At 71.4% G+C, this 19,436-nt stretch carries 15 protein-coding genes and 1 pseudogene; 6 read left to right on the top strand and 10 right to left on the bottom strand.

Features of this window, described 5'->3' with window-relative positions:
• The first annotated feature begins 341 nt into the window (after nucleotides 1-341).
• The gene (locus AB0M82_RS10175) at nucleotides 342-1,232 is read left to right on the top strand and encodes an ROK family protein (RefSeq protein ID WP_364719462.1); all 891 of its coding nucleotides are present in this window, start codon (nucleotides 342-344) and stop codon (nucleotides 1,230-1,232) included.
• Nucleotides 1,233-1,279: 47 nt separating this feature from the next.
• On the opposite strand, the gene AB0M82_RS10170 is transcribed toward AB0M82_RS10175, so the two are convergent.
• The 3 genes from AB0M82_RS10170 to AB0M82_RS10160 all read right to left on the bottom strand — a co-directional run bounded on the left by AB0M82_RS10170 (nucleotide 1,280) and on the right by AB0M82_RS10160 (nucleotide 4,833).
• Complete coding sequence (locus AB0M82_RS10170) at nucleotides 1,280-2,494, bottom strand: MFS transporter (RefSeq protein ID WP_364719460.1); 1,215 nt, start codon at nucleotides 2,492-2,494, stop codon at nucleotides 1,280-1,282.
• 117 nt (nucleotides 2,495-2,611) lie between these two features.
• Nucleotides 2,612-3,451, bottom strand: coding sequence for an SDR family NAD(P)-dependent oxidoreductase (locus AB0M82_RS10165; RefSeq protein WP_364719458.1), 840 nt, complete (start codon nucleotides 3,449-3,451; stop codon nucleotides 2,612-2,614).
• 182 nt (nucleotides 3,452-3,633) lie between these two features.
• Nucleotides 3,634-4,833, bottom strand: coding sequence for a cytochrome P450 (locus AB0M82_RS10160; RefSeq protein WP_364719456.1), 1,200 nt, complete (start codon nucleotides 4,831-4,833; stop codon nucleotides 3,634-3,636).
• 130 nt (nucleotides 4,834-4,963) lie between these two features.
• Here AB0M82_RS10160 and AB0M82_RS10155 point away from each other — a divergent pair, with 130 nt between their 5' ends.
• The 3 genes from AB0M82_RS10155 to AB0M82_RS10145 all read left to right on the top strand — a co-directional run bounded on the left by AB0M82_RS10155 (nucleotide 4,964) and on the right by AB0M82_RS10145 (nucleotide 7,695).
• Entirely contained in the window at nucleotides 4,964-5,530 is a 567-nt protein-coding gene (locus tag AB0M82_RS10155; RefSeq protein WP_364719454.1) for a TetR/AcrR family transcriptional regulator, read from the top strand.
• A gap of 82 nt (nucleotides 5,531-5,612) precedes the next feature.
• A complete protein-coding gene (locus AB0M82_RS10150) occupies nucleotides 5,613-6,107 on the top strand; it encodes a hypothetical protein (RefSeq protein ID WP_364719452.1) in 495 nt (164 codons plus the stop codon).
• Between the two features lie 388 nt (nucleotides 6,108-6,495).
• Entirely contained in the window at nucleotides 6,496-7,695 is a 1,200-nt protein-coding gene (locus tag AB0M82_RS10145; protein WP_364719450.1) for a glycoside hydrolase family 5 protein, read from the top strand.
• Here the strand turns inward: AB0M82_RS10145 and AB0M82_RS10140 are convergent.
• From AB0M82_RS10140 to AB0M82_RS10130, 3 genes are all read right to left on the bottom strand, one after another.
• Nucleotides 7,643-8,680, bottom strand: a complete 1,038-nt coding sequence (locus AB0M82_RS10140; protein ID WP_364719448.1) for a GDSL-type esterase/lipase family protein — start codon at nucleotides 8,678-8,680, stop codon at nucleotides 7,643-7,645. The genes AB0M82_RS10145 and AB0M82_RS10140 overlap by 53 nt on opposite strands.
• Nucleotides 8,677-11,373, bottom strand: coding sequence for a hypothetical protein (locus AB0M82_RS10135; protein ID WP_364719445.1), 2,697 nt, complete (start codon nucleotides 11,371-11,373; stop codon nucleotides 8,677-8,679). Before AB0M82_RS10135 ends, AB0M82_RS10140 begins: the two co-directional genes overlap by 4 nt.
• Nucleotides 11,374-11,840: 467 nt before the next feature.
• Complete coding sequence (locus tag AB0M82_RS10130; RefSeq protein WP_364719442.1) at nucleotides 11,841-13,310, bottom strand: hypothetical protein; 1,470 nt, start codon at nucleotides 13,308-13,310, stop codon at nucleotides 11,841-11,843.
• Between the two features lie 216 nt (nucleotides 13,311-13,526).
• Between AB0M82_RS10130 and AB0M82_RS10125 the strand changes: the two are divergent.
• Nucleotides 13,527-13,985, top strand: a pseudogene (locus AB0M82_RS10125) (GAF domain-containing protein); the annotation flags it as partial.
• Between the two features lie 180 nt (nucleotides 13,986-14,165).
• Here AB0M82_RS10125 and AB0M82_RS10120 read toward each other — a convergent pair.
• From AB0M82_RS10120 to AB0M82_RS10105, 4 genes are all read right to left on the bottom strand, one after another.
• Complete coding sequence (locus tag AB0M82_RS10120; RefSeq protein ID WP_364719440.1) at nucleotides 14,166-14,426, bottom strand: hypothetical protein; 261 nt, start codon at nucleotides 14,424-14,426, stop codon at nucleotides 14,166-14,168.
• Nucleotides 14,423-15,229, bottom strand: coding sequence for a GAF and ANTAR domain-containing protein (locus AB0M82_RS10115; RefSeq protein WP_364719438.1), 807 nt, complete (start codon nucleotides 15,227-15,229; stop codon nucleotides 14,423-14,425). The genes AB0M82_RS10120 and AB0M82_RS10115 overlap by 4 nt, the downstream gene beginning before the upstream one ends.
• 315 nt (nucleotides 15,230-15,544) lie before the next feature.
• Nucleotides 15,545-16,447, bottom strand: a complete 903-nt coding sequence (locus AB0M82_RS10110) for an expansin EXLX1 family cellulose-binding protein (RefSeq protein ID WP_364719435.1) — start codon at nucleotides 16,445-16,447, stop codon at nucleotides 15,545-15,547.
• A 118-nt stretch (nucleotides 16,448-16,565) separates the two neighbouring features.
• Nucleotides 16,566-17,801 carry an epoxide hydrolase family protein gene (locus tag AB0M82_RS10105; protein ID WP_364719432.1) on the bottom strand — a complete coding sequence of 412 codons (1,236 nt, stop codon included), beginning with the start codon at nucleotides 17,799-17,801 and terminating at the stop codon, nucleotides 16,566-16,568.
• 120 nt (nucleotides 17,802-17,921) lie between these two features.
• Here AB0M82_RS10105 and AB0M82_RS10100 point away from each other — a divergent pair, with 120 nt between their 5' ends.
• Nucleotides 17,922-19,433 (top strand): glycoside hydrolase family 43 protein, encoded by a 1,512-nt coding sequence (locus AB0M82_RS10100; RefSeq protein WP_364719430.1) that lies wholly within the window; start codon nucleotides 17,922-17,924, stop codon nucleotides 19,431-19,433.
• Nucleotides 19,434-19,436: the final 3 nt, after the last annotated feature.

Genomic DNA, 19,436 nt, shown 5'->3' with positions numbered 1-19,436 from the left:
TGGGGCGGTGGTTGCGTCCAGCGCACCCAATGTGGCGTTCGGTGCGTTGGACGCACCGAACGCCACATTGGGGCGCACGAGCCGGGTCGCCGCGGTCCAGGGCCCGGCGCTGGTGCTCGCCGGGGCTCCGACCGGTGGCCCGGTTTGCCCTACCCGGCCCTCGTGCGTTGCCGCAAGTTTACCGGCCGAACCCCTTTCGACCCTGCCCGTTGTATGTTAAGAAACTTTACTAACTACTGCACGGAGGGGCACGTCGTGAGTTCACCCACTCGTTCCGAGGAGCGCGAGTCGCCGCAGCCCGTCCTGGAACGCAAGATCGGCCCGTTTGGAGGGTCTTCGGAGTGACAGGGGAACGAATTCTCGGGATCGACTTCGGCGGCACGAAGGTGGCGCTGGGGCTCGCCGACCGCGACGGGACCCTGCTGGCCACGCGCCGGCTTGACACCGACGCGCACGCGGGGGCCGGACAGGTGGTGGTGCGCGCGCTCGCCGGGGCGAGGAGCCTGCTGGCCGGCGCGGGCGTGGAGCCTGCCGCGATCGGCGTCGTCAGCCCGGGGATCGTGCTGCCGGAGCAGATCCTGCTCGCGCCGAACGTGCCGGGCTGGGAGCAGCTGCGCCTGCGTGAACTGGTGGCCGCGGAGTTCGGGGGAGTGCCGATCTCCGTGGGGACCGACGCGAAGGCCGCGGCGCTGGCGGAATGGCGGTGGGGCGCGCTGAACGGGGCCGACCCGGCGGTGTTCCTCTCCCTGGGCACCGGCATCGCCGCGGCGGTGCTGGTCGGCGGCCGGGTGCTGACCGGCGCCAACGGAGCTGCGGGCGAGATCGGGTACAACCTGCTCTCGCCGCAGGACACCGAGGGCTTCGCGAGCGGAGCGGCGCCGCTCGAGGAAGCCGTCGGTGGGCGTGGGCTGGGCGGCCGGGCGAGCACTCTGCTCGGCCGCCCGGTCACCGCCGGCGAGCTGTTCGCGCTGGCCAAGGAGAACGTCGAGGCGAAGGAACTGGTGACCGCGGCGCTCGACGAGCTGTCGATGCACGTGGCCAACCTGGCGATCGCCCTCGACCCCGAGCGCATCGCGGTCGGCGGCGGGCTCGTCCGGTCGGCGGACGTGCTGCTGCCGGCGCTGGCGGACCGGCTCGCGCACGCGGTGCCGTTCCCGCCGGAACTGGTGCCGGCCCGCTTCGACCAGGACGCGGCATTGCTGGGCGCGGTGGCGCTGGCCATCGGGGAGTAGACGTCCGGGTGGCGTGCCGGTGCCCCGACCCGGCACGCCACCCGGTGTCAGGCCGGCTCCGCCTGCGCGGCGGCCGGCTCGGTCCGGCGGAACGCGGCGGGGGAGAGCTGGAACCACACGAGGACCGCGCTCAGCGCCTGGATCGCGGCGACCACCAGCCAGACGCTCCGCAGGCTCCAGTGGGCCGCGACCAGGCCGCCGGTCAGCGCGCCCAGCGGCGTCAAACCCCAGGCCAGCGCGCGGTGGCTGGTCAGCACCCGGCCGAGCAGCGGAGCCGGCGTGAAGCGCTGGCGGCTGGACTGCGAGCAGACGTTCCAGACCAGCACCGTCGAGGTCAGGAAGACCAGCACCACGCCGATCAGCGGTGGCCACGGCGGGAGCACGGCCAGCAGCAGCGGCGCCACCGCGCCCAGGCTCTGCGCGAGCCGCATCGACCACGAGTAGCCGAGACGGTCGACGATCCGCTGCACGACGAACGACGCCGCGACCCAGCCGACGGCGAGGCAGGCGAGCAGCAGGCCGTACCCGACCGAGCCGACGTGCAGGACCTGCGTCGCGTAGAGCACGAACATCGAGTTGCCGGCACTGGCGGCGAACGAGCCCAGCGCCACGTTGATGGTGATCGATCGCAGCAGGGGTGTCCGGACCAGGTGGGCGAGCCCGCCCGAGAGGTCCCGCAGCGGATGGGTCGTCGCGGCCACCACGGACCGCGACGGGATGCGGCGGGCCAGCAGCAGCGCGACCAGCGCGCAGGCGGCGGCCAGCCACGCGGGCGCCCCGGCGGTGACGGCGACGAGGAACCCGGTCAGCGGCGGCACGACGAACTGCACCACGCCCCGGTCGATCACCGTGAGCCGCGCGTTGGCGGCGGCGAGCCGTCCGGGTTCGACGAGTTCGGGCACCAGCGCGCCGCTGGCGCCGTCGCCGAGCACCTGCGCGGAGGTGACGACGAAGGCGACGACCAGCAGCACGGGCAGGCTGAGCAAGCCGGCGGACGCGACGACGGCGAGCGCGACCGCCGCCCCGGCCTGCACGGCGTAAGCCCAGGCGAGGACGGCGGTCCGCCGCACGCGATCGATGAGCACGCCGGCGAAGAGGGACAGCAGCAGCCACGGCGCCTGCCCCGCGACGTTGACGAGCGACACCTCGCGCGGATCGGTGGTGACGGACACGGCGAGCAGGGGCAGGGCCGCCAGCATCAGCCCTTCGGCGGACGAACCGGACACCGCCACGGCCTGCAGCCGCACCCACCCGCTGGTCATGATCGCCAGCTTGCCGAAGGAGTGCGTGCGCCCCAAACGATTTACTGATCCGGCCAAAAGCAGGCCGACCCCGCGCGGGCACGCGGTAACGATCGGCACAGTAGCCCGGCGCCGGGCTCAGGCGGTCCGGCCCTGAGCCTCCGCCGAGAGATCCTGCCAGTCGGCCCAGGTCTTGAGCCGGTCGGCGTAGACCTGCTGGATCAGCGGGTAGAAGCCCACGCCGAAGAGCACTCGCAGGGGCGGCTGATCGGCATCGACGATCTTGAGCAGGGCCTGGGCCGCGGCGGCCGGGTCGCCGGCGGGCTGCTTCGCGACGGCCCCGGCGAGACGGGCGCGGAGACCGTCGTAGGCCGGGTTGGTCTCGGCCAGGTGGCCGTTGGCGAGGGGATCCGGGTTCTTGCCGTCCCGGGTGGCGAAGCCGCCGGGCTCGACGACGGTCACCTTGATCCCGAAGCCGGCGACCTCCTGGGCGAGGGATTCGTTCAGGCCTTCCAGCGCCCACTTGGAGACGTGGTACGCGCCGCCGAGGGGCATCGCGACGAGCCCGGCCGCCGAGGACAGCTGGATGATGTGCCCCGCTCCCTGGTCCCGCAGGTAGGGCAGGGCGGCCTGGATCACCCACACCGCGCCGAACACGTTGGTCTCCAGCTGGTCGCGCAGTTCCCGCTCGGTCAGCTCCTCGACCGCGCCGACCTGGGCGTAGCCGGCGTTGTTCACGACGACGTCGAGGCGGCCGAAGTGCTCGGCGGCCCGCTTCACCCCCGCGAAGACGGCGGCCTTGTCGGTGACGTCCAGTTCGAGGGGCAGCACGGCGTCGCCGTAGCCGGCGACCAGTTCGTCGAGGCTCGCGGTGTTGCGGGCGGCCGCGGCCACCTTGTCGCCGCGGGCCAGCGCCGCCTCGACGAAGCAGCGGCCCAGGCCGCGCGAGGAGCCGGTGACGAACCAGATCTTGCTCACGATGTCTCCTTGGTGTTTCCGTGGCCGGGTTGTTCCCGGCCGCCCACAAGACACCGGTGCCCTGATCCCTTGTGACAGCGAGCCTTGGTGACGCGCGCCACAGGCCGACCGGGGGGTCCTCCGTGAGCGCGCCGGGCAGTTCGTCGTCTGGTCAGTCTGTCGCCCGGGTCACAGTGAACAGGTCACCAGGTCACCGGCAGCGACGTGACGCCGTGGATCGGGGAGAAGGTCCGGAATTCGAGCTGCTCGAACGGGACGGCCAGGCGGAGCGCCGGAAAGCGGCGCAGCAGCGCGGGCAATGCCGCCTTGAGTTCGACGCGGGCCAGCTGCTGACCGAGGCACTGGTGGGCGCCGAAGCCGAAAGCCAGGTGTGGCACCGGTTTGCGGCGCACGTCGAGACCGGCGTTCCCGCCGGCCAGCGCGGGGTCGTGATTGGCGGCCATGACCGACAGCGACAGCCACTCGCCGGCCGCGATCCGGTGACCGGCGACGTCCAGGTCCGTCGTGGCGCGCCGGTCGAGATAGGTGACGATGGAAAGGTAACGCAGCAGTTCCTCGATCGCGGAGGTCGCCACGTTCTCGTCGTCGCGGACGGCGGCCAGCTGGTCCGGGTTCCGCATCAGGGCCAAGGTGCCGAGCGCGATCATGTTCGAGGTAGTTTCGTGGCCGGCGATGAGAAGCAGGTTGCCGAAGCCGATCAGCTCATCGTCGGTGATTTCGTCGCCGTGCTCGCGGATCACTTCGCCGAGCACTCCGCTGGCGGGTTCGGTGCGCGACCGGCCGACGAGTTCGCCCATGTACGCGTGCATCGCCGCGTAGTTGGCGAACTGTTCCTGCTCGGTGCGGGTGGTGTCGAGCAGCACCGCGCTGCGGTGCTGGAAGTCGGCGCGGTCGGAGCGGGGGACGCCGAGCAGTTCGCAGATCACGAGTGAGGGAATGGGCAGGGCGTACGCCTGCACCAGGTCGGCCACGGGACCCGACTCGTGCATCGCGTCCAGGTGCTCGGCGACGATCCGCTCGATCCACGGCCGCATGTCCTGCAGCCTGCGGACGGTGAACGCGCCGGCCAGCATCCGCCGCAGCCGCGAGTGTTCGGGCCCGTCGTAGCCGAGCAGGAAACCGGGTTGGTTGAACAACGTGCGCGGCGCGTCGGCGTCGGCGTTCATGTCGGCACCGATGTGTTCGTGCGCGAACACGGCGCGAACATCGCCGTAGCGGGTGACGGCGCGGGCGTCGAACTGCCCGAAGAACGGGTGGTGGCGGGGGATGACGGGCAGACCGGGTCGTTCGCGCAACGCGGTCAGTTCGGCCGCCGGTTCGAAGGGACAGTGGTCCGCCCGCCGGCCGGTCGCCAGCACAGTGGGCTGCCGGGGATCTGTCATGGTCCGCTCCCGCCTAATAAGTGTGAGACAGCGTGTCTCATAGAACGCACTCTGCCACGGGGCAAACTATGAGTCAACTGTCTCATAGTTTCGCCGAACGGATCTTCGAAGCGGCTCGTATCATGCGGCGGTGAGTTACTCGACGGACCCGCGCGCGGCGCGTTCCCGGGAGGCGATCCTGGTCGCGGCCCGGCGGCTGCTGGCGAGCGAAGGGCCCGGCGCGGTCACTCATCAGCGCGTTTCCCAGGAGGCCGGCGTGGGCCGGGCGACCGTGTACCGGCACTGGCCGCGATCCGAGCAGCTGTTGCTCGACGTGATGGACGGCGCGGATCTGCCGTTGTTCAAGGATCCCGAGACGCCGGTCCGGCCGTGGCTGCATCGGCAGCTCCGGCAGATGGCCGACGATCTGATGCCCCCCGCTGTCGCCGGCCTCTCGCTCACCTTGATGCAGTCGGCGCTCTGGGACCCGGAGATCGCCCGCCGGCGCGACGAGTCGAACAAGGTGATCAGGGAACGGATCCACGCGGCGATCCGATCGGCCGTCGCCGCGCGGGAACTGGAGTCGGACGCCGATCCGGCCGATCTGACGGCGATGCTGGTCGGGCCGATCGTCTACCGCACGGCCATGCAGCGGGAAGCGGTTTCCGACGGGCTCATCGACCGGCTCCTCGACGGCGTGGGAACCTGGCGCCGCTGAGTCCGTTCGCGGCGATCCGCCTCGGGCGGCGCCGACGCCAGGTAGCCTTTCCCCAGGTCGCGGCGGCGAAGCGGGGGACCGGATGACGGCTCTTGGGGTGGTGCTGCTGGCCTCCGGTGGCGCCTTGACCGTCCTGATGCCGGTGTGGGCCCTGCTGACCTGGAGTGACCGCCGGGAGCGCAGGCGGGTCGCGCGGTTGGCCGTCTCGCGGTGTGCCGACGTGACCGCGCCGGGGCAGGGGTTGTGCGCGGTCGAGGGGTGGACCCGGCCCGGCCCGGCGGGGCCGTTGACCGCGCCGCTGTCCGGTGAGCCGTGCGTGTGGTACTTCAGCCAGGTGGTGGAGCGCACCACCTCCGACGGCGGCTCGACGGAACTGGTCTGGGAAACCGGTGGCGCCATGGCGTTCGCGGTCCGGGACGAGACCGGATCGGTGCTCGTCGACGGCCGCCTCGTGCATCCCGAGCACCGGTCGAGCCGGACCGAGCACCGGCCGCCGGTGCGGCGCGTGGTGGACGAGGACGTGAGCTCCGCGCGGCACAGCACCCAGCTGCGAGGCCTGATCGCCCGCGGGTCCTGAGCGAGGAGTCGTTCAGACGCGGTTGGCTGTCCAGTGACCGACCGGATCGAGCAGGGCGTGCGGACCGGCTCGGGCTGCCTCCTGATCGGCACCATCGCGGGCCCGCTCCTGTTCGTCGCCGGTTATCTGCTGGTCATGGCGAACGGCGGCTGAACCGCCGAACTCCGCGCGACCGAATTTCGATTCTTTCGAATCTTCGATTCTTTCGATCGCCACTCGGTCGCAGGTAAGGATTTCCCTCATGGACAGGGATTGACTGTGTGAATCAATCATGTTGCACTGTGTTACGCAGGGTCGCATGACGGCCACGACCGCCCTCAGTGTCGAGAGAGGATCAGCTGTGCCGGAAAAAGCAGGAAGAACAAGATCCGTTCTGATTGCCGCTACGATGGCGCTCACCGCCTCCGTTTCCGGATTGGCGAATCAGGCGCCGGCCGAAACCGTGAACCAGCTGAGCGCTTCGCAGATCGTCGCCGACATGGGCGCGGGCTGGAACCTGGGTAACCAGCTGGAAGCCAACGCCAACGGATATCCCAGCGAAACGGCATGGGGCCTGCCGACCGTGACGCAGGCTCTCATCGACAAGGTGAAGGCGGCGGGCTTCAAGACCATTCGGATCCCCGTCTCCTACCTGGGGTACATCGGGCCTGGCCCGAACTACACGATCAATCCTTCCTGGCTGAACCGGATCCAGCAGGTCGTCGACTACGCCTATGGCCGGGGCCTGCACGTGCTGGTCAACATGCACGGCGACGGCTACAAGACGATCACCGGCTCCTGGCTGATCTGTGACTCGTCCAACCAGACGGCGATCAAGGCCAAGTACCAGAAGGCCTGGCAGCAGATCGCCGCCAGGTTCCAGAACTACGACCAGCGCCTGATCCTGGAGTCCATGAACGAAGAGTTCGACGGCCAGTACGGCAGGCCGACCCAGCCGTGCTACTCGAACATCAACGCCTACAACCAGATCTTCGTGGACACCGTGCGGAAGGCCGGCGGGAACAACAGCTCGCGCTGGCTGCTCATCGCCGGCTGGAACACCAACATCGACTACACCGCGGGCAACTACGGCTTCGTGCTTCCGACGGACCGGTATCGGTCGTCCACCATTCCCGGAAACGAACAGCGGATCATGATTTCCGTGCATTACTACAGTCCCTGGGACTTCGCCGGCGAGGAGGGTGGCACCATCACGCAATGGGGCCGAGGAGCGACGAATCCGGCGAAGAAGTCGACCTGGGGCCAGGAGGACTACCTGGACGCGCAGCTGAAGATGATGTACGACAAATTCGTCACCAAGGGATACCCCGTCGTCGTCGGTGAATACGGTTCGATCGACAAGTCGCCGTTCGATTCGTCGAGCAACCGGTATCGCGCGGACTTCGCGCGCGCCATCGTCGCCACCGCGAAGAAATACGGAGCGGCCACCGTCTACTGGGACAACGGCGCGAACGACAGGTACGGTTTCGGGCTGTTCGACCGAAGGTCCTACGCGGTGACCCACCAGGGCATCATCGACGCCATCATGAGCGGGGTCAGGGGTTTTGCGGGCGCAGGAACCGCGACAGCGGCAACCGGGCTTCGCTGACGGCCCGCGCGACGAGCGAGGCGAACTGCTCGGCGCCGTAGCGGCTGAGGTGGGACGCGTCCTGGACGCCATCGTGCTCCACGGTCAGGTACAGCGGCCAGGACGCCGTCTCACCGAGGCCTTCCAGGAGGGCCTGGCTGCGGGCGGTCAGGTCGAGCAGGGGGACCTTCCGCAGCCGCGCGACGTCGCGCATCACCGCGGGCAGGTCCACGCCCAGGTTGTTCACCACCAAGCCGAGCGGGGTGAGCTTCCCGTCCGCGCCGAACCGGTGCCGCACCGGGGGAGTGACCAGCACCGCGGCCCCGCCCTGCGCCCGGACGCCGTCTACCAGGGTCGCGAGGTTGGCCCGGTAGACGTCTTCGGTCGTCTGCTTGTCGTTGTGCGCCAGCTGGATCAGCGCGGTGTCGCCGGGCCGGATCATGGGGCGTACGCGCGGGAAGTAGCGCGGGTCGGCGAGGTAGCTGACCGTGCTCGCGCCGGACTGGGCGTAGTTCGCCACGCTCACGCCGGCGCGGAAGTACCCGGGAAGGGCTTGGGCCCAGCCGTTCTTCGGCGGGTTCGCCCAGTCGGCGGCGGTGGAGTCGCTGATCACGAAGATCCGCGGGACGCGCGGGCGGGGCGTCACGGCGATCCGGACGGGCTGGGGCGCGGTCCCGGTGAGCCGCACCTGCAGCCCGGGGGCGCCCGGTCCTTCTTCACCGCTCGGCATGCCCTCCGGGGTGCGCACTTCGACGGTCACCGACCGGTGGACGTGCTGTCCCGGCTTGGTGGCCACCGGAGCGAGCGCGATCCGCCGGGCCTCGACGTCGAGGCCGGTCGACCCGGCGTCCCGGCCGCCCAGGAGCACGTCGATCTCGTAGTCGCCTGAGGGGACGTCGAAAGAACAGGTGGCCGTGCACACGCTCCAGCGCGGTCCCGCCTCCGCCACGGCCGGGAGCGCGCCGAGGGCGAGCACGGCGGCCATGGCCGTTCCGGCGATCTTCACGGTGCTTCCTCCGGGGCGATGGCGAGCAGGAAGATGATCGCGAGGTTGCGCTGGGCGAAGTCGTTCGTGGCGAACGTGGCGAAGTCGCCCGCGGGGTTCGTGGTGGTCCGGGTCGGGATCTCCGTCACCGGGCCGGCCACCGCGCTGCCGGTGACGTGTTCGGCGGGCGGCCACGGCTTGCCCGCCGGGTCGCTGGTGAACTGGTCCCAGCCACGACGGCGCAGGGTCGCGTCCCCGAGTTGTTCGCCGGCCCAGGCCGTGACGCGGGAGTAGATGGTCTTGAACAGTCCCGGGTTGAAGTCGCGGCCGTAGCGGGCGATCTTTTCGGCCGAGGTGGCTTGGGCGTAGCGGGCGAAGTCCAGGTAGGTCCGGCGGAACTCGGGGACGTCGACCAGGTCGAGAGTCTCCCAGAGGATCTGCTCGCCGAGGAAGGCCATCGAGAGGTTGTAGCCGCCGTCGAAGTCGCCCTTCTCGAGATTCACCAGGTGACCGGTCGCCGGGTCGAAGCCGACCGCGCTGCCCGCCTCGCCGGTGAACAGCCCGGCCGGGAAGCCCGCGATGTCCTTCATGCCGGTGACGATCCGGTCGCGCCAGCGGACGTCACCGGTGCGTTCCCACTCGGTCAGCCAGTTGCTGACCAGCGCGTACCAGTCCGGTCCGATCCGGATCCTGGCCGGCGCCTTCGTCTGGGGCGGCAGGACCGCGCGCAGCGGATCCACCGTGCGCAGCGTCTCGTCCGCCTGCAGGGAGGACCGGATCAGGTCGCCCAGCAGCTCGTCGGCGGTGAGGTAGTAGGAGAACCGTTTCGTGAACGACTCGCCGACGCGGGCTTCCTTCGCGCCGTCGCCCCAGTGCACGACGGAGTGGCGGGACCCGAGCCCGGCGAACCGGCCGGCGTGGTGGGTGTCCACTTCGGACACGTGCTGGGTCATCGCGTGCGCGAGCCGGAACGTCCGCGGATCGCCCGAACGCAGGAAGGCGTACCAGAGCAGCGCGTCGGTGCCGAGTTCGGCGTTGTCCCAGGCGTAGCCGCCGACGTCGTAGCGCCACTCGTGGCGGTCCGCGTCGTAGGTGTGCATGACGTCGCCGTGGTGCCAGAACCCGTACCATTCGCGTTCGTCGACCTGGTCGGCGTAGAACCCGATCTCCCGGGCGATCCCGTCTTCGAGGGCGGCGCGGGCCGGGGTGCTGCGGTCGGGCAGGCTCCAGCGGCCGAACACCCCGGCCGCGTGGTAGGTCTGCGGGCTCGTGACGAGTTGCGGTGGCGCGGTCAGGATGGCCGAGAGCGCGGCGATCGTGTCCCTGGCCGGGGTGGCCGCCATCGCCCAGAGCCGCAGCTCGGTGGAGCGCATCATGCCCTGCGGTGTCGCGAAACCCTCCTGGACGTCCTCATAGGACAGATCGAGTCCGTGGGCGACGGTGTCATAGGTCCGCAGGTCCATCGCGGGCGCCAGGGGAGAGTACGACCACAGCGTCACCGTGGCCGTGTCGGTGGCCGCGCCGCGGACGTCCAGCGAGCGCGGCGCCCGTTGCCAGAAGTCGCGCATCCCGAAGCCGAGGCCGCCGCCGGTGCCGCCGACGTAGCCGAAGCCGGAGGCGCGGTCACCGCGGCCGGCGTGCCGCAGCCAGCTGCCGGCCGCGCTGGTGCGTTTCCACACGGCGAAGTGGCGGGCCGACTCCTGGAACAGGGTGAAGTCGTTCCACAGGGCCAGCTTCTGGTAGCCGTCGCGGACCTGCTGGCCCCACTGCGCGACCGGCGGGGTGGCCGTGCCTGCCGTCTGGGCGGTCCGGACCGCCGTGCCGGGGTCGCGGCGCAGGCCGGTGAGCACACGCACCGGTTCACCCCACACGCCACCGGAGGCGGTGCCGAAGCGGACGTGGCGGTTGTGCGGCTCGTCGGTCAGCGGAACGGAGAACCGCAGGCCCAGCCCGCGGACGAAGTCGTGGTTTTCGTCGGCGTCCCAGCGGAAGCTGTGCACGACGCGCAGGGAGTCGTCGCCCGCCCCGAGGTAGATCCGCAGGGTCCACGGCAGGATCGCCCGGGCGCCGCGGCCGCGGTCACGGCGGTACCGGCCGGTCAGCTTCACCACGGCGCGCACCGGCCCCGGCTGCTCGACCTCGGCCCGTTCGACGATCCCGGTCCAGTCCTCCCGGCGTGGCGCCCGGGAGTCGTCGGCGTCGTCCGGCTGGTCCTGCGTTCGCAGCACGAGCTCGCCGTCGCGGGCGACGACCCGCCCGGCCCGGGAGAGCGACGGCACGGCGACGGCGCCGGTCGTGGCGATCTTCAGCTCGACTGTTCCGTTGGTCAGGACGATTTCGCGCGGCGAACGGCGCACGGTCACCGGCGCCGGCGGCGCCGCGGGCGTTCCCGGCGCCAGCCTGAAGGTTTCCGCGGTGGCGGACGAGGTCACGGCGTGGCCGGTCCACTTGACCGAGCCGTCCGGCCAGTACGCCAGCGGCCACGACTGCACCGGGACCGGGGCCCCGTCGCCGCTGTGCAGGGCCAGCGGCACGGTCCTGGACAACGCGCCTCTCGGCCAGGGAACGCCGAAGGCGCAGCCCGCCGAGGCGGCGGGCTTGCCGTCGAGCCAGTGCAGGCTCGCTTCGGCGCTCGCCGCCGTGGGCGCGCTCGCTCCCGGGGCCGCCGCTCCGGCCGCCGGTGGGGCGGCCGCCGTGGCGGCCAGTACGGACACGCCGCCGAGGAAGGATCTTCTGGTGAAAGGGGACTGCGGGGACATCGTCGGCCTCCGGTCAGCTCGTCACCGCCGCGATGAACCGATTCAAACCAGGGGGTCCACCGGATGTCAACCTCGACGACCCGATCAGTCGAGTACTTGAGTAAGCGCTTTCTCAACGGTCGGAGCAAAGGTTGCCGCATCCGGTGCGAACCGTTCGATGCGTTCGAACACACGGCGCTTTCGTTGTCACCATTGCAGGTTGACGCCACGTGCCGGCGCCTGTCACCGATGGCTGGTCGGCGTGCTGGTTAAGGATTCCTCTGCCGCGCAAGCGGTCAACGGAAGGCTGTGAATGGCACATTGAGGGACTCTATGTCCCTTAATGGGCCATTCACGGCTGTGGGCGAGCACCTGAAACCGGGCCAATCGGGCCAATTGGGCAGCTTGACAGCTCGCTGCCGCAGCTGACTGCCCGGCCTTGGTCATTCGCGACCTTCCCGCCGGGCTCGCATCAGGACGAAGTCGCCGTGCCCGCCGTAGCCGAGGACGTCTTCGGCGTACTGGGTGCCGTCGAAGGTGGTCAGCCACCACCGGTTGCCGACGCGCACGAGCATCGGGTGCGGGATGTTGGTGCCGTACGGCGCGTTCAGCGTGCCCAGCTTGCGCAGCCGCAGGTCGTAGACGGGGTATTCGCGGGCGTCGCCGTCACTGGCGAACAGGTACCACCGGCCGCCGACCCGCTGCAGGATCGTGCCTTCGGTCTGGCCGACCGAGGTGTCGGCGCCCAGCAGGGTCAGGCCGCGGTCGTAGCCGGCGCCCGGTGCCGCGGCCGCCAGCGCCGGGTGGAACACGAAGGACGGTTGCTGTGCCGGGCTTTCCACGAACGCGATGTGCCAGCGGCCGTCGATCCTGGTCAGCGCCGGGTCCCACGAGCTGACGGTCGTGGGCAGGGGCAGCCGTTCGGTGGGGAGCACGTGCACGCCCGAAAGCACGTCCGCGCGGGTCACGGTGTGGCGCACGTGCACACCGTTGAAGGCGAAGTCACCCCAGGAGCTCATGAGCAGGATGAACCGGTCGTGCTCGTCGTCGCGGACGATCTGGCCGGCGTGGTCGCCGAGCACGACGCCATCGCGGGCGAAGAACAGCGTCGCCACCTGCTCCAGCTTCGCCGGATCGGCGAGGTCGAGCGTCCACACCGCCCAGTGCGCCTGCTGGAAGAACCCCAGCCCGGCGTTGGTCATGGTCAGGTAGAGCTTGCCGTGGCGGATGTAGGGCCGGCCGTCGGCGTGCTGCACGACGTGCGGGTCGCGGACGCCGGCCTGGCCGAAGTAGCCGGCGCGGACCCGGCCCAGCCGGCCCGGCCCGCGGGTCCCGTAGGCGTAACCCAGCTTGCCCAGCACCGCGGGGTCGCGCAGGTCGATCCGCGCGCGGACCTGGTCGCGCTCGGTCAGCAGCGGCCGCCAGCCCGCTCCCGTGTCGGCCAGCACCGTGACCGCGTTTTCGTTGACCACCACGGCGAACCCGAACGGCGCCCGCAGGTCCGCCGGAGCGGTCTTGACCACGCTCGTGCCACTCGGCGTGGTGATCTCGATGCCCGCCCGTCCCGCGGCGGCGTCGTAGGTCCCGAGTACCGAGCCCTGGTCCCCGGCCAGCCCGGCGACGACCGGGGCGCTCCCGTCGAGCACTTCGGCCGTCACCGTTCCGTAGGGGGCCTTCGGCCGGACACCGGTCTTGACCAGGGCGCCGCGCCGGGCCGCGGTGTCGACCTGGACGAACCTCGGCGCGATCAGGTCGAACGGCCGGAACCGCTCCTCGACGGTGAACTCGAGATCCAGCGGGCTCGTGCCGGACGCCGCGGCGGTTCCGCCGAACAGGGGCGCCGTCACGCCCGTCACCCCCAGCAGGGCGAGGGCGCGCAACACGTCACGTCGGTCGAAGTCGTACTCGGTCACCGTTGACCTCCGGGTGGGGGCGGATCGGGGCGGTACTCGGAAGCGGCCGTCGTGTGGCCGTCCCTCTGGCAACTTGGCATGCCGCGGCGCCGGGCGTCCAGCCGCGGCGCGTGCACCGCACCGCCCGAAGGCGGCACCGTTCCGGCGCGTGCGCGATGATGGGGCACCGATGGGGACGGTGCCCGGTGATCGCCGGACGGGCGGAGGTGACGAGCGGTGGACGGTCGGCGCCGTGCGCGGCTGTGGCGGCTGGTCGTCGAGCGCGCACCCGGCCGGGCCGGCTGGGCCGGGGTGGTGTGCGCGGTCGTGGTGGCGGAGGTCGGCGTGGACGGTGCCGCGATCACGGTGCGGGCGGGGTCGCGGGTGCAGGACCTGGCCGCGGCGAGCGACGAGTGGGCGGCGGTGCTCGAGGAGCTGCAGTACACCGTCGGCGAGGGGCCGGGGGTCGAGGCGTTCGAAGCCGGTGGACCGGTCCTGGTCGGTGACCTGCGGGCGGACCGGGACCGCTGGCCCGGTCTGTCCGACGGCGCGCTGCCCGCCGGGGCCGCGGCGGTCTTCGCCTTCCCCCTGCGGGCCGGGGCGATCCGGTTCGGCACGCTGGACCTCTACCGGCGGCGGCCCGGTGAGCTGACGGCGGACGAGCTGGCCGACGCGGTCGTGCTGGCCGAACTGGCCGCGACCGCGCTGCTCACCGACAGCGCCGGCCCGGAACTGGCTTCGTGGCAAGGACTGAAAGCCGGGCTCCGGCTTCGGCCCTCTGGTTCTCCTGGGCGGGCTGCGGGGTGTTCGGTGAAGGCCGCCACTGGCTCGACCGCGCGCTCTCCCTCGCCGCTGAACCGAGCGAGGTCCGGGCGGTCAGTCCCAGCGGGCGTCGGGATCGGCCCGGCCGGTCGCGGCGGCGTCGATCACGGCGATGATCCGGCGCGCCTCGACCTCCCGGCCGGCCGTGGTACCGGTGACGTCGAGATCGTCACGGGCTTGTTCGCGCGCGCAGGCGTGCCAGACCTGCAGGATGCCGACCGCCTCGTTCGCCGCCGCGCGCTGCCGCGTCCCCGCGAGCAGGCGGAGCGCGGTTTCCTCCCGCCACCGCTCGGAGCCGCCTTGGGGAAAGGTCATGGGTTCGACGACCCCTGCTTGCGGCCATGGTGGCGGACGACGTCGCCGCCCGCCTGCCCACCCGGTTCGACGAGGCCGGGATCGGCCACGATGACCCGGGCGATCTCGCGGATCTTGCAGTTCGTGTGCTGGGAGACTTCGGTGAGCCAGCAGAACGCCTCGTCGACGGTCAGGTTCCGGCGGGCCATCACGATCCCCTTGGCCGTGGCGATCGTGTCCCGCGTCCGCAGCGCGACGAGCAGCTGCCCGGCTTCGGCCTGGGCGCGGCCCCATCGCGCGGCGGTCAGGATCACCCCGGACATCGCCGTGGTGAACAGGGCGATCAGCGCGGCGTGCGCCGGCTCGAAGGCGCCCGGCTGCCGGCTCCACACGTTCAGCGCACCCGACAGGTGGTGGTCGTCCGCCGCTTCCTGGACGGCGGCGTTGTCGGCCCGGACGAACAGCGGGCACGAGATCATCGTCTCGACACCGGCTTCGGCCACGGCTTCGGCCAACGCGGGCCACCGCCGCCGCGCCTGCCCGATATCGGTCCGCACGACCGTCTCGGTGCGCGTCGCCTCGATGCAGGGCCCGTCACCGAGGGAGTACTGGACCTTGTCGAGGGTGCGCACCCCCTCTTCGGTCGCCGCGACGGTGGCCGGCACCCCGCCTTCGAACAGGGTCACGCTCGCGGCGTAGGCGCCGGGGAGCAGGGTCACGACCCGGGACGCCATGCGCGCCAGCGTCTCGTCGCGGGACTGATCGGCTCGCAGCGACTCGGTCAGTTCGAGCAGCGCGGCGGAAACGTCGTGAATGTGGTCCATCGTCATGCCCTCGTCACGCCCTTGTCAGAGCTTTCCGCAATCCCGGTGGACCGCGCGGCATCGGCCGGCTCCGGGCAGCGGGTGACACGGGCAACAAGTAGGCCTGCGCATGGAACACGGAGGTGAACTCGCCGCCGCATCGATCCGGGGTGGAGTGCGGGCAGAGTCGTTCACGTAGGGCTACGTTTCAACCTCACGTAACACTCACTGTAGCCCACCCGGCGGATCGCCGCCGTCCTGTGCGCCCGGCGGCTCGTCGGTGACGTGTCAGCCGCGTTCACCCGGCAACCCTCCGGGCACCGTGAACCCCGGACTTCAGTGCTGGGCGAACTGCCGGGTCGTCAGCTGGATGACGTCGGCCTTGACCGGCAGCGGGTCGACCACCAGCCGCTCGCCGTAGATGTCGGTCACCGCGATGGCCCCGCCGCACCCCGCGCCGTTCTCCGACAGGAAGTAGTTGTAGTCGGTGCGCTGGAGCTGTTTCCACCCGCCGCCCGCGCGGACTTCCAGCCGGGCCACCGGATTCCGGTGGTCGATCACCTGGATGCCGCACCAGTACTGGGAAGATCCGGTCTTGTAGCGGACGGAGATCCGCTTCGACAGCGGTGGGTTTGCCAGCTTCCAGGTGATCGGGATCTCGCCGAGGTTGCGCGCCCCCAGGTGGTCGAACGCCGCCGGGCTCAGGTCCAGCTGCCCGACCCGGCACGGCGCCGGGCACAGGTTGGTGATCCGCACCGTCACGCTCGCGCCGTTCGCCCCCTGAACCAGGATGTAGGCCCCGCACGCCCGGGACCCCTCGAAGTCCGTCTGGTTCATCGCCGCGGTCAACGGGTCCGGGCCCGGGTCGTACCCGCACGCGCCGCCGCCGTCGGCGTCGTAGAAGGTGGCCACCCCGGAGCGGGTGACCCCCGGCGCGATCCTCCCGGCGAGCGGCGCGCCGCCCGGCGCGGCCGCCGGAGCCGAGCGCTTGGCACTGGGGGAAGCGACGGTCGTCGTCGGGCTGGCGGACGGACTCGGCGACGCGCTCGGCGCCGTGTTCGGCGACGCGCTTGGGGGCGCCGTGGTGGCGGCCGGCCCGATCGCCTGGCCGCCGGCCAGGGCGATCGGCGCCGGCGAGCCGTCAACGCCGTTCGGCCGCGCCGCCAAGGCGACGGCGACCACCGTCGCGGCCACCACGAACAACGCCACAACCGATGCGACCACCCAGCGTCTGGGCACCGAACCTCCCGGATCGCGGGCGCGGTCGCCCTCAGTGGAATTCCACATTAGACAGCCCCGCACCGGCGAGTCAACGGCAGGCGGGGCCATCGTGTGAGCGCTAACACGGCAGGGTCGCTCAGGGCCTGAGGCCGCGGAAGGTGCGGCGCAGATCGCTCACCCAGGCGCCGGGGTTCTCCCAGGGGATGAAGTGGCCGCCGTGGTCGTGGGCGGTGACGTTGACGTGGTTGAACCAAGCGGACTGCGGGCCGGTCTCGAACGCCCGGACGCGCTCGTCGGCGGTGTGGATGCCGGGCGGGTTCTCGTAGGTGACGAACGTGAGGCCGACCGGCGCCTGGACGACCGGGGTGCGGTCGTGGGCGGGGGTCCAGGGGTAGCGGTTGGCGTTGGCGTAGTACCGCATCGACGTGGCGATGGAGTTGGTGACCCAGTAGATCGTGGCGTGGGTGAGCAGGTCGTCCTTGGTGAAGACGGACTCGACGTCGCCGCCGTTGTCGCTCCAGGCGTTCCAGCGCTCCAGCAGCCAGGCGAGCAGCCCGGCGGGCGAGTCGCTCAGCCCGTGGGCCAGGGTGGCGCCGTCGAGCATGTGCACGGCGAGGTGGGACGCCGAGCGGTGCTCCAGCTCGATGACGCGGGCGCGCACGTCGGCGGGCTGGTCGTCGGTGAGGGGCCGGTTCCGGGCGAGGTCCCAGGCGCGGGGGCCGGTGAAGAAGTCGAGCGGCAGCCCGGAGCCGATGTGGATGCCGTACAGCTCGTCGGCGTACTTGTGGCCGAGCTGGCTGGAGACGATCCCGCCGATGTCGCAGCCCCCCGCGGCGTACTTCGCGTAGCCCAGGGTCTCGGTCATCAGGGTGTGCCAGAGGTCGGCGACCTTCCAGAAGTTGACGTCCGGAAAGCCGGTGAGCGGGCCGGGAAAACCGAAACCGGGCAGCGACGGGACGATGACGTCGAACGCGTCGGCGGGGTCACCGCCGGAGGCGGCCGGGTCGGCGAGCGGGTCGATCACCTTCGACCAGTGCCAGAACGTCCACGGCCAGCCGTGGGTGAGGATCAGCGGGACCGGGCGGGGGCCGCGGCCGGGCTTGCGCATGAAGTGCACCGGGACACCGGCGACGCGCACCTGGTAGTGCTCGTAGGCGTTGATGGCGGCCTCGGCCGTCCGCCAGTCGTAGCCGTCCCGCCAGTAGGCGACCAGCTCACGGAGGTAGCCGGCCGGGACGCCGTAGGACCAGTCGTCGTTCCCCTCGTCCAGCGGTGGCCGGGTCAGCGCGAGCCGGGCGCGCAGGTCGTCGAGGACCTCGTCGGGCACCCGGATCGGAGTGGGCTCCAGGGAGAAGGCGTTCGTGGTGGTCATGCGTGGTTCTTTACCAGGTGCTGCCGCCCGCGACGATCACCCGGCCCGGATCCAGGCGGCCGGCGGTGGCTTTTGATGTACTCGGAACAGCCGGAACAGCCGGAACTGGAAGGGGATCGCATGGCAGAGCACCAGCGGACGGGCGGCACCGTCGCCAACCCGGTCATCCCGGGATTCCACCCCGACCCCAGCATCTGCCGGGTGGGCGACGACTACTACCTCGCGTGCTCCAGCTTCGAGTACTTCCCCGGCGTGCCCGTCTTCCACAGCCGGGACCTGGTGCACTGGACGCAGCTCGGCAACGTCCTCGACCGGCCGAGCCAGCTGCGTCTTCCCGTCGAATCGCCGTCATCCGCGGGGATCTACGCGCCGACGCTGCGGTACCACGAGGGCCGGTTCTGGCTGATCGTCACGAACGTCAGCGACGGCGGGAACCTGCTGGTCACCGCCACCGATCCGGCGGGGCCGTGGTCGGAGCCGGTCCGGCTGCCGGGGGTCGGCGGCATCGACCCGGACCTCGCCTGGGACGAGGACGGGACGTGCTGGTGCACGTACGCGGGAATCGGTCAGGTCCGGATCGACCCGCGGACGGGGGAGACCCTCGGGGCGCCTCGCCGGCTCTGGTCCGGCACGCCCGGCGGCAAAGCCCCGGAAGCGCCGCACCTCTACCGGATCGGCGAGTACTGGTACCTGCTGATCGCCGAAGGAGGGACGGAGCGGGGCCACGGCGTCTCGATCGCCCGCGGCCCCGCGCCCACCGGCCCGTTCGAGCCGTGCCCCGCCAACCCGATCCTCACCCACCGAAGCTCCGACCACCCCGTCCAGAACACCGGCCACGCGGACCTGGTGCAGGCGCCCGACGGTTCCTGGTGGATGGTGGCGCTCGGCGTGCGCCCGGGTGGCGGCACCCCCGGCTGGCACGTGCTCGGCCGGGAGACCTTCCTGGCGCCGGTGAACTGGGTCGACGGCTGGCCGGTCGTGGGCCCGCTGGACCTCGACCTGCCCGCGCCGCCGTGGCCGCTCCGGCCCGGCGCCGCCGTGCCGGACCGGGACGACTTCGACGCCCATGAGCTGCGGCCGCACTGGATCTCGGTGCGCAGCAGGCTCGAGGAGCACTGCACCACGACGGAACGGGCCGGGTGGCTGACTCTTCGGGCCCGTGGCAGCGGCATGGACGATCCCGGCGTGGTGTTCGTCGGCCGCCGCCAGCAGCACCTCTCGTGCCGGGTACGCGCACTGGCCGATCCGGCGGACGGACGCGGCGGCCTGGCGGTCCGGCTCGACGAGGAACACCACTACGAGATCGAGGCGGGTCCGGGAGAGGTCACGGTGCTCGCTCGGGTCGGCCCGCTGCGCACCGTCGTCGCCGCCCTCGCGGTGCCCGACGGACCCGTGGTGCTCGGCATCGACGTGGCCGCGCACACGCCGGGCGAACCGCGCTCCGGACCCGACTTCCTCACGTTCGGCGTCGAGGAACCGGACGGCGCCTTCACCGCGCTCGCCACCCTGGACGGCCGGTACCTGTCGACCGAGGTGGCCGGCGGCTTCACCGGCCGGATCATCGGCATGTACGCCGCGGACGGCACCGTCCACTTCGACTGGTTCGGCTACGAGCCGCTCGACCACGGCTGAAAG

Source organism: Amycolatopsis sp. NPDC051128 (assembly GCF_040682715.1).
GTDB lineage: Bacteria > Actinomycetota > Actinomycetes > Mycobacteriales > Pseudonocardiaceae > Amycolatopsis.
The sequence above is the reverse complement of the archived record's forward strand: the minus strand, read 5'-3'. Positions and strand labels throughout refer to the sequence as shown.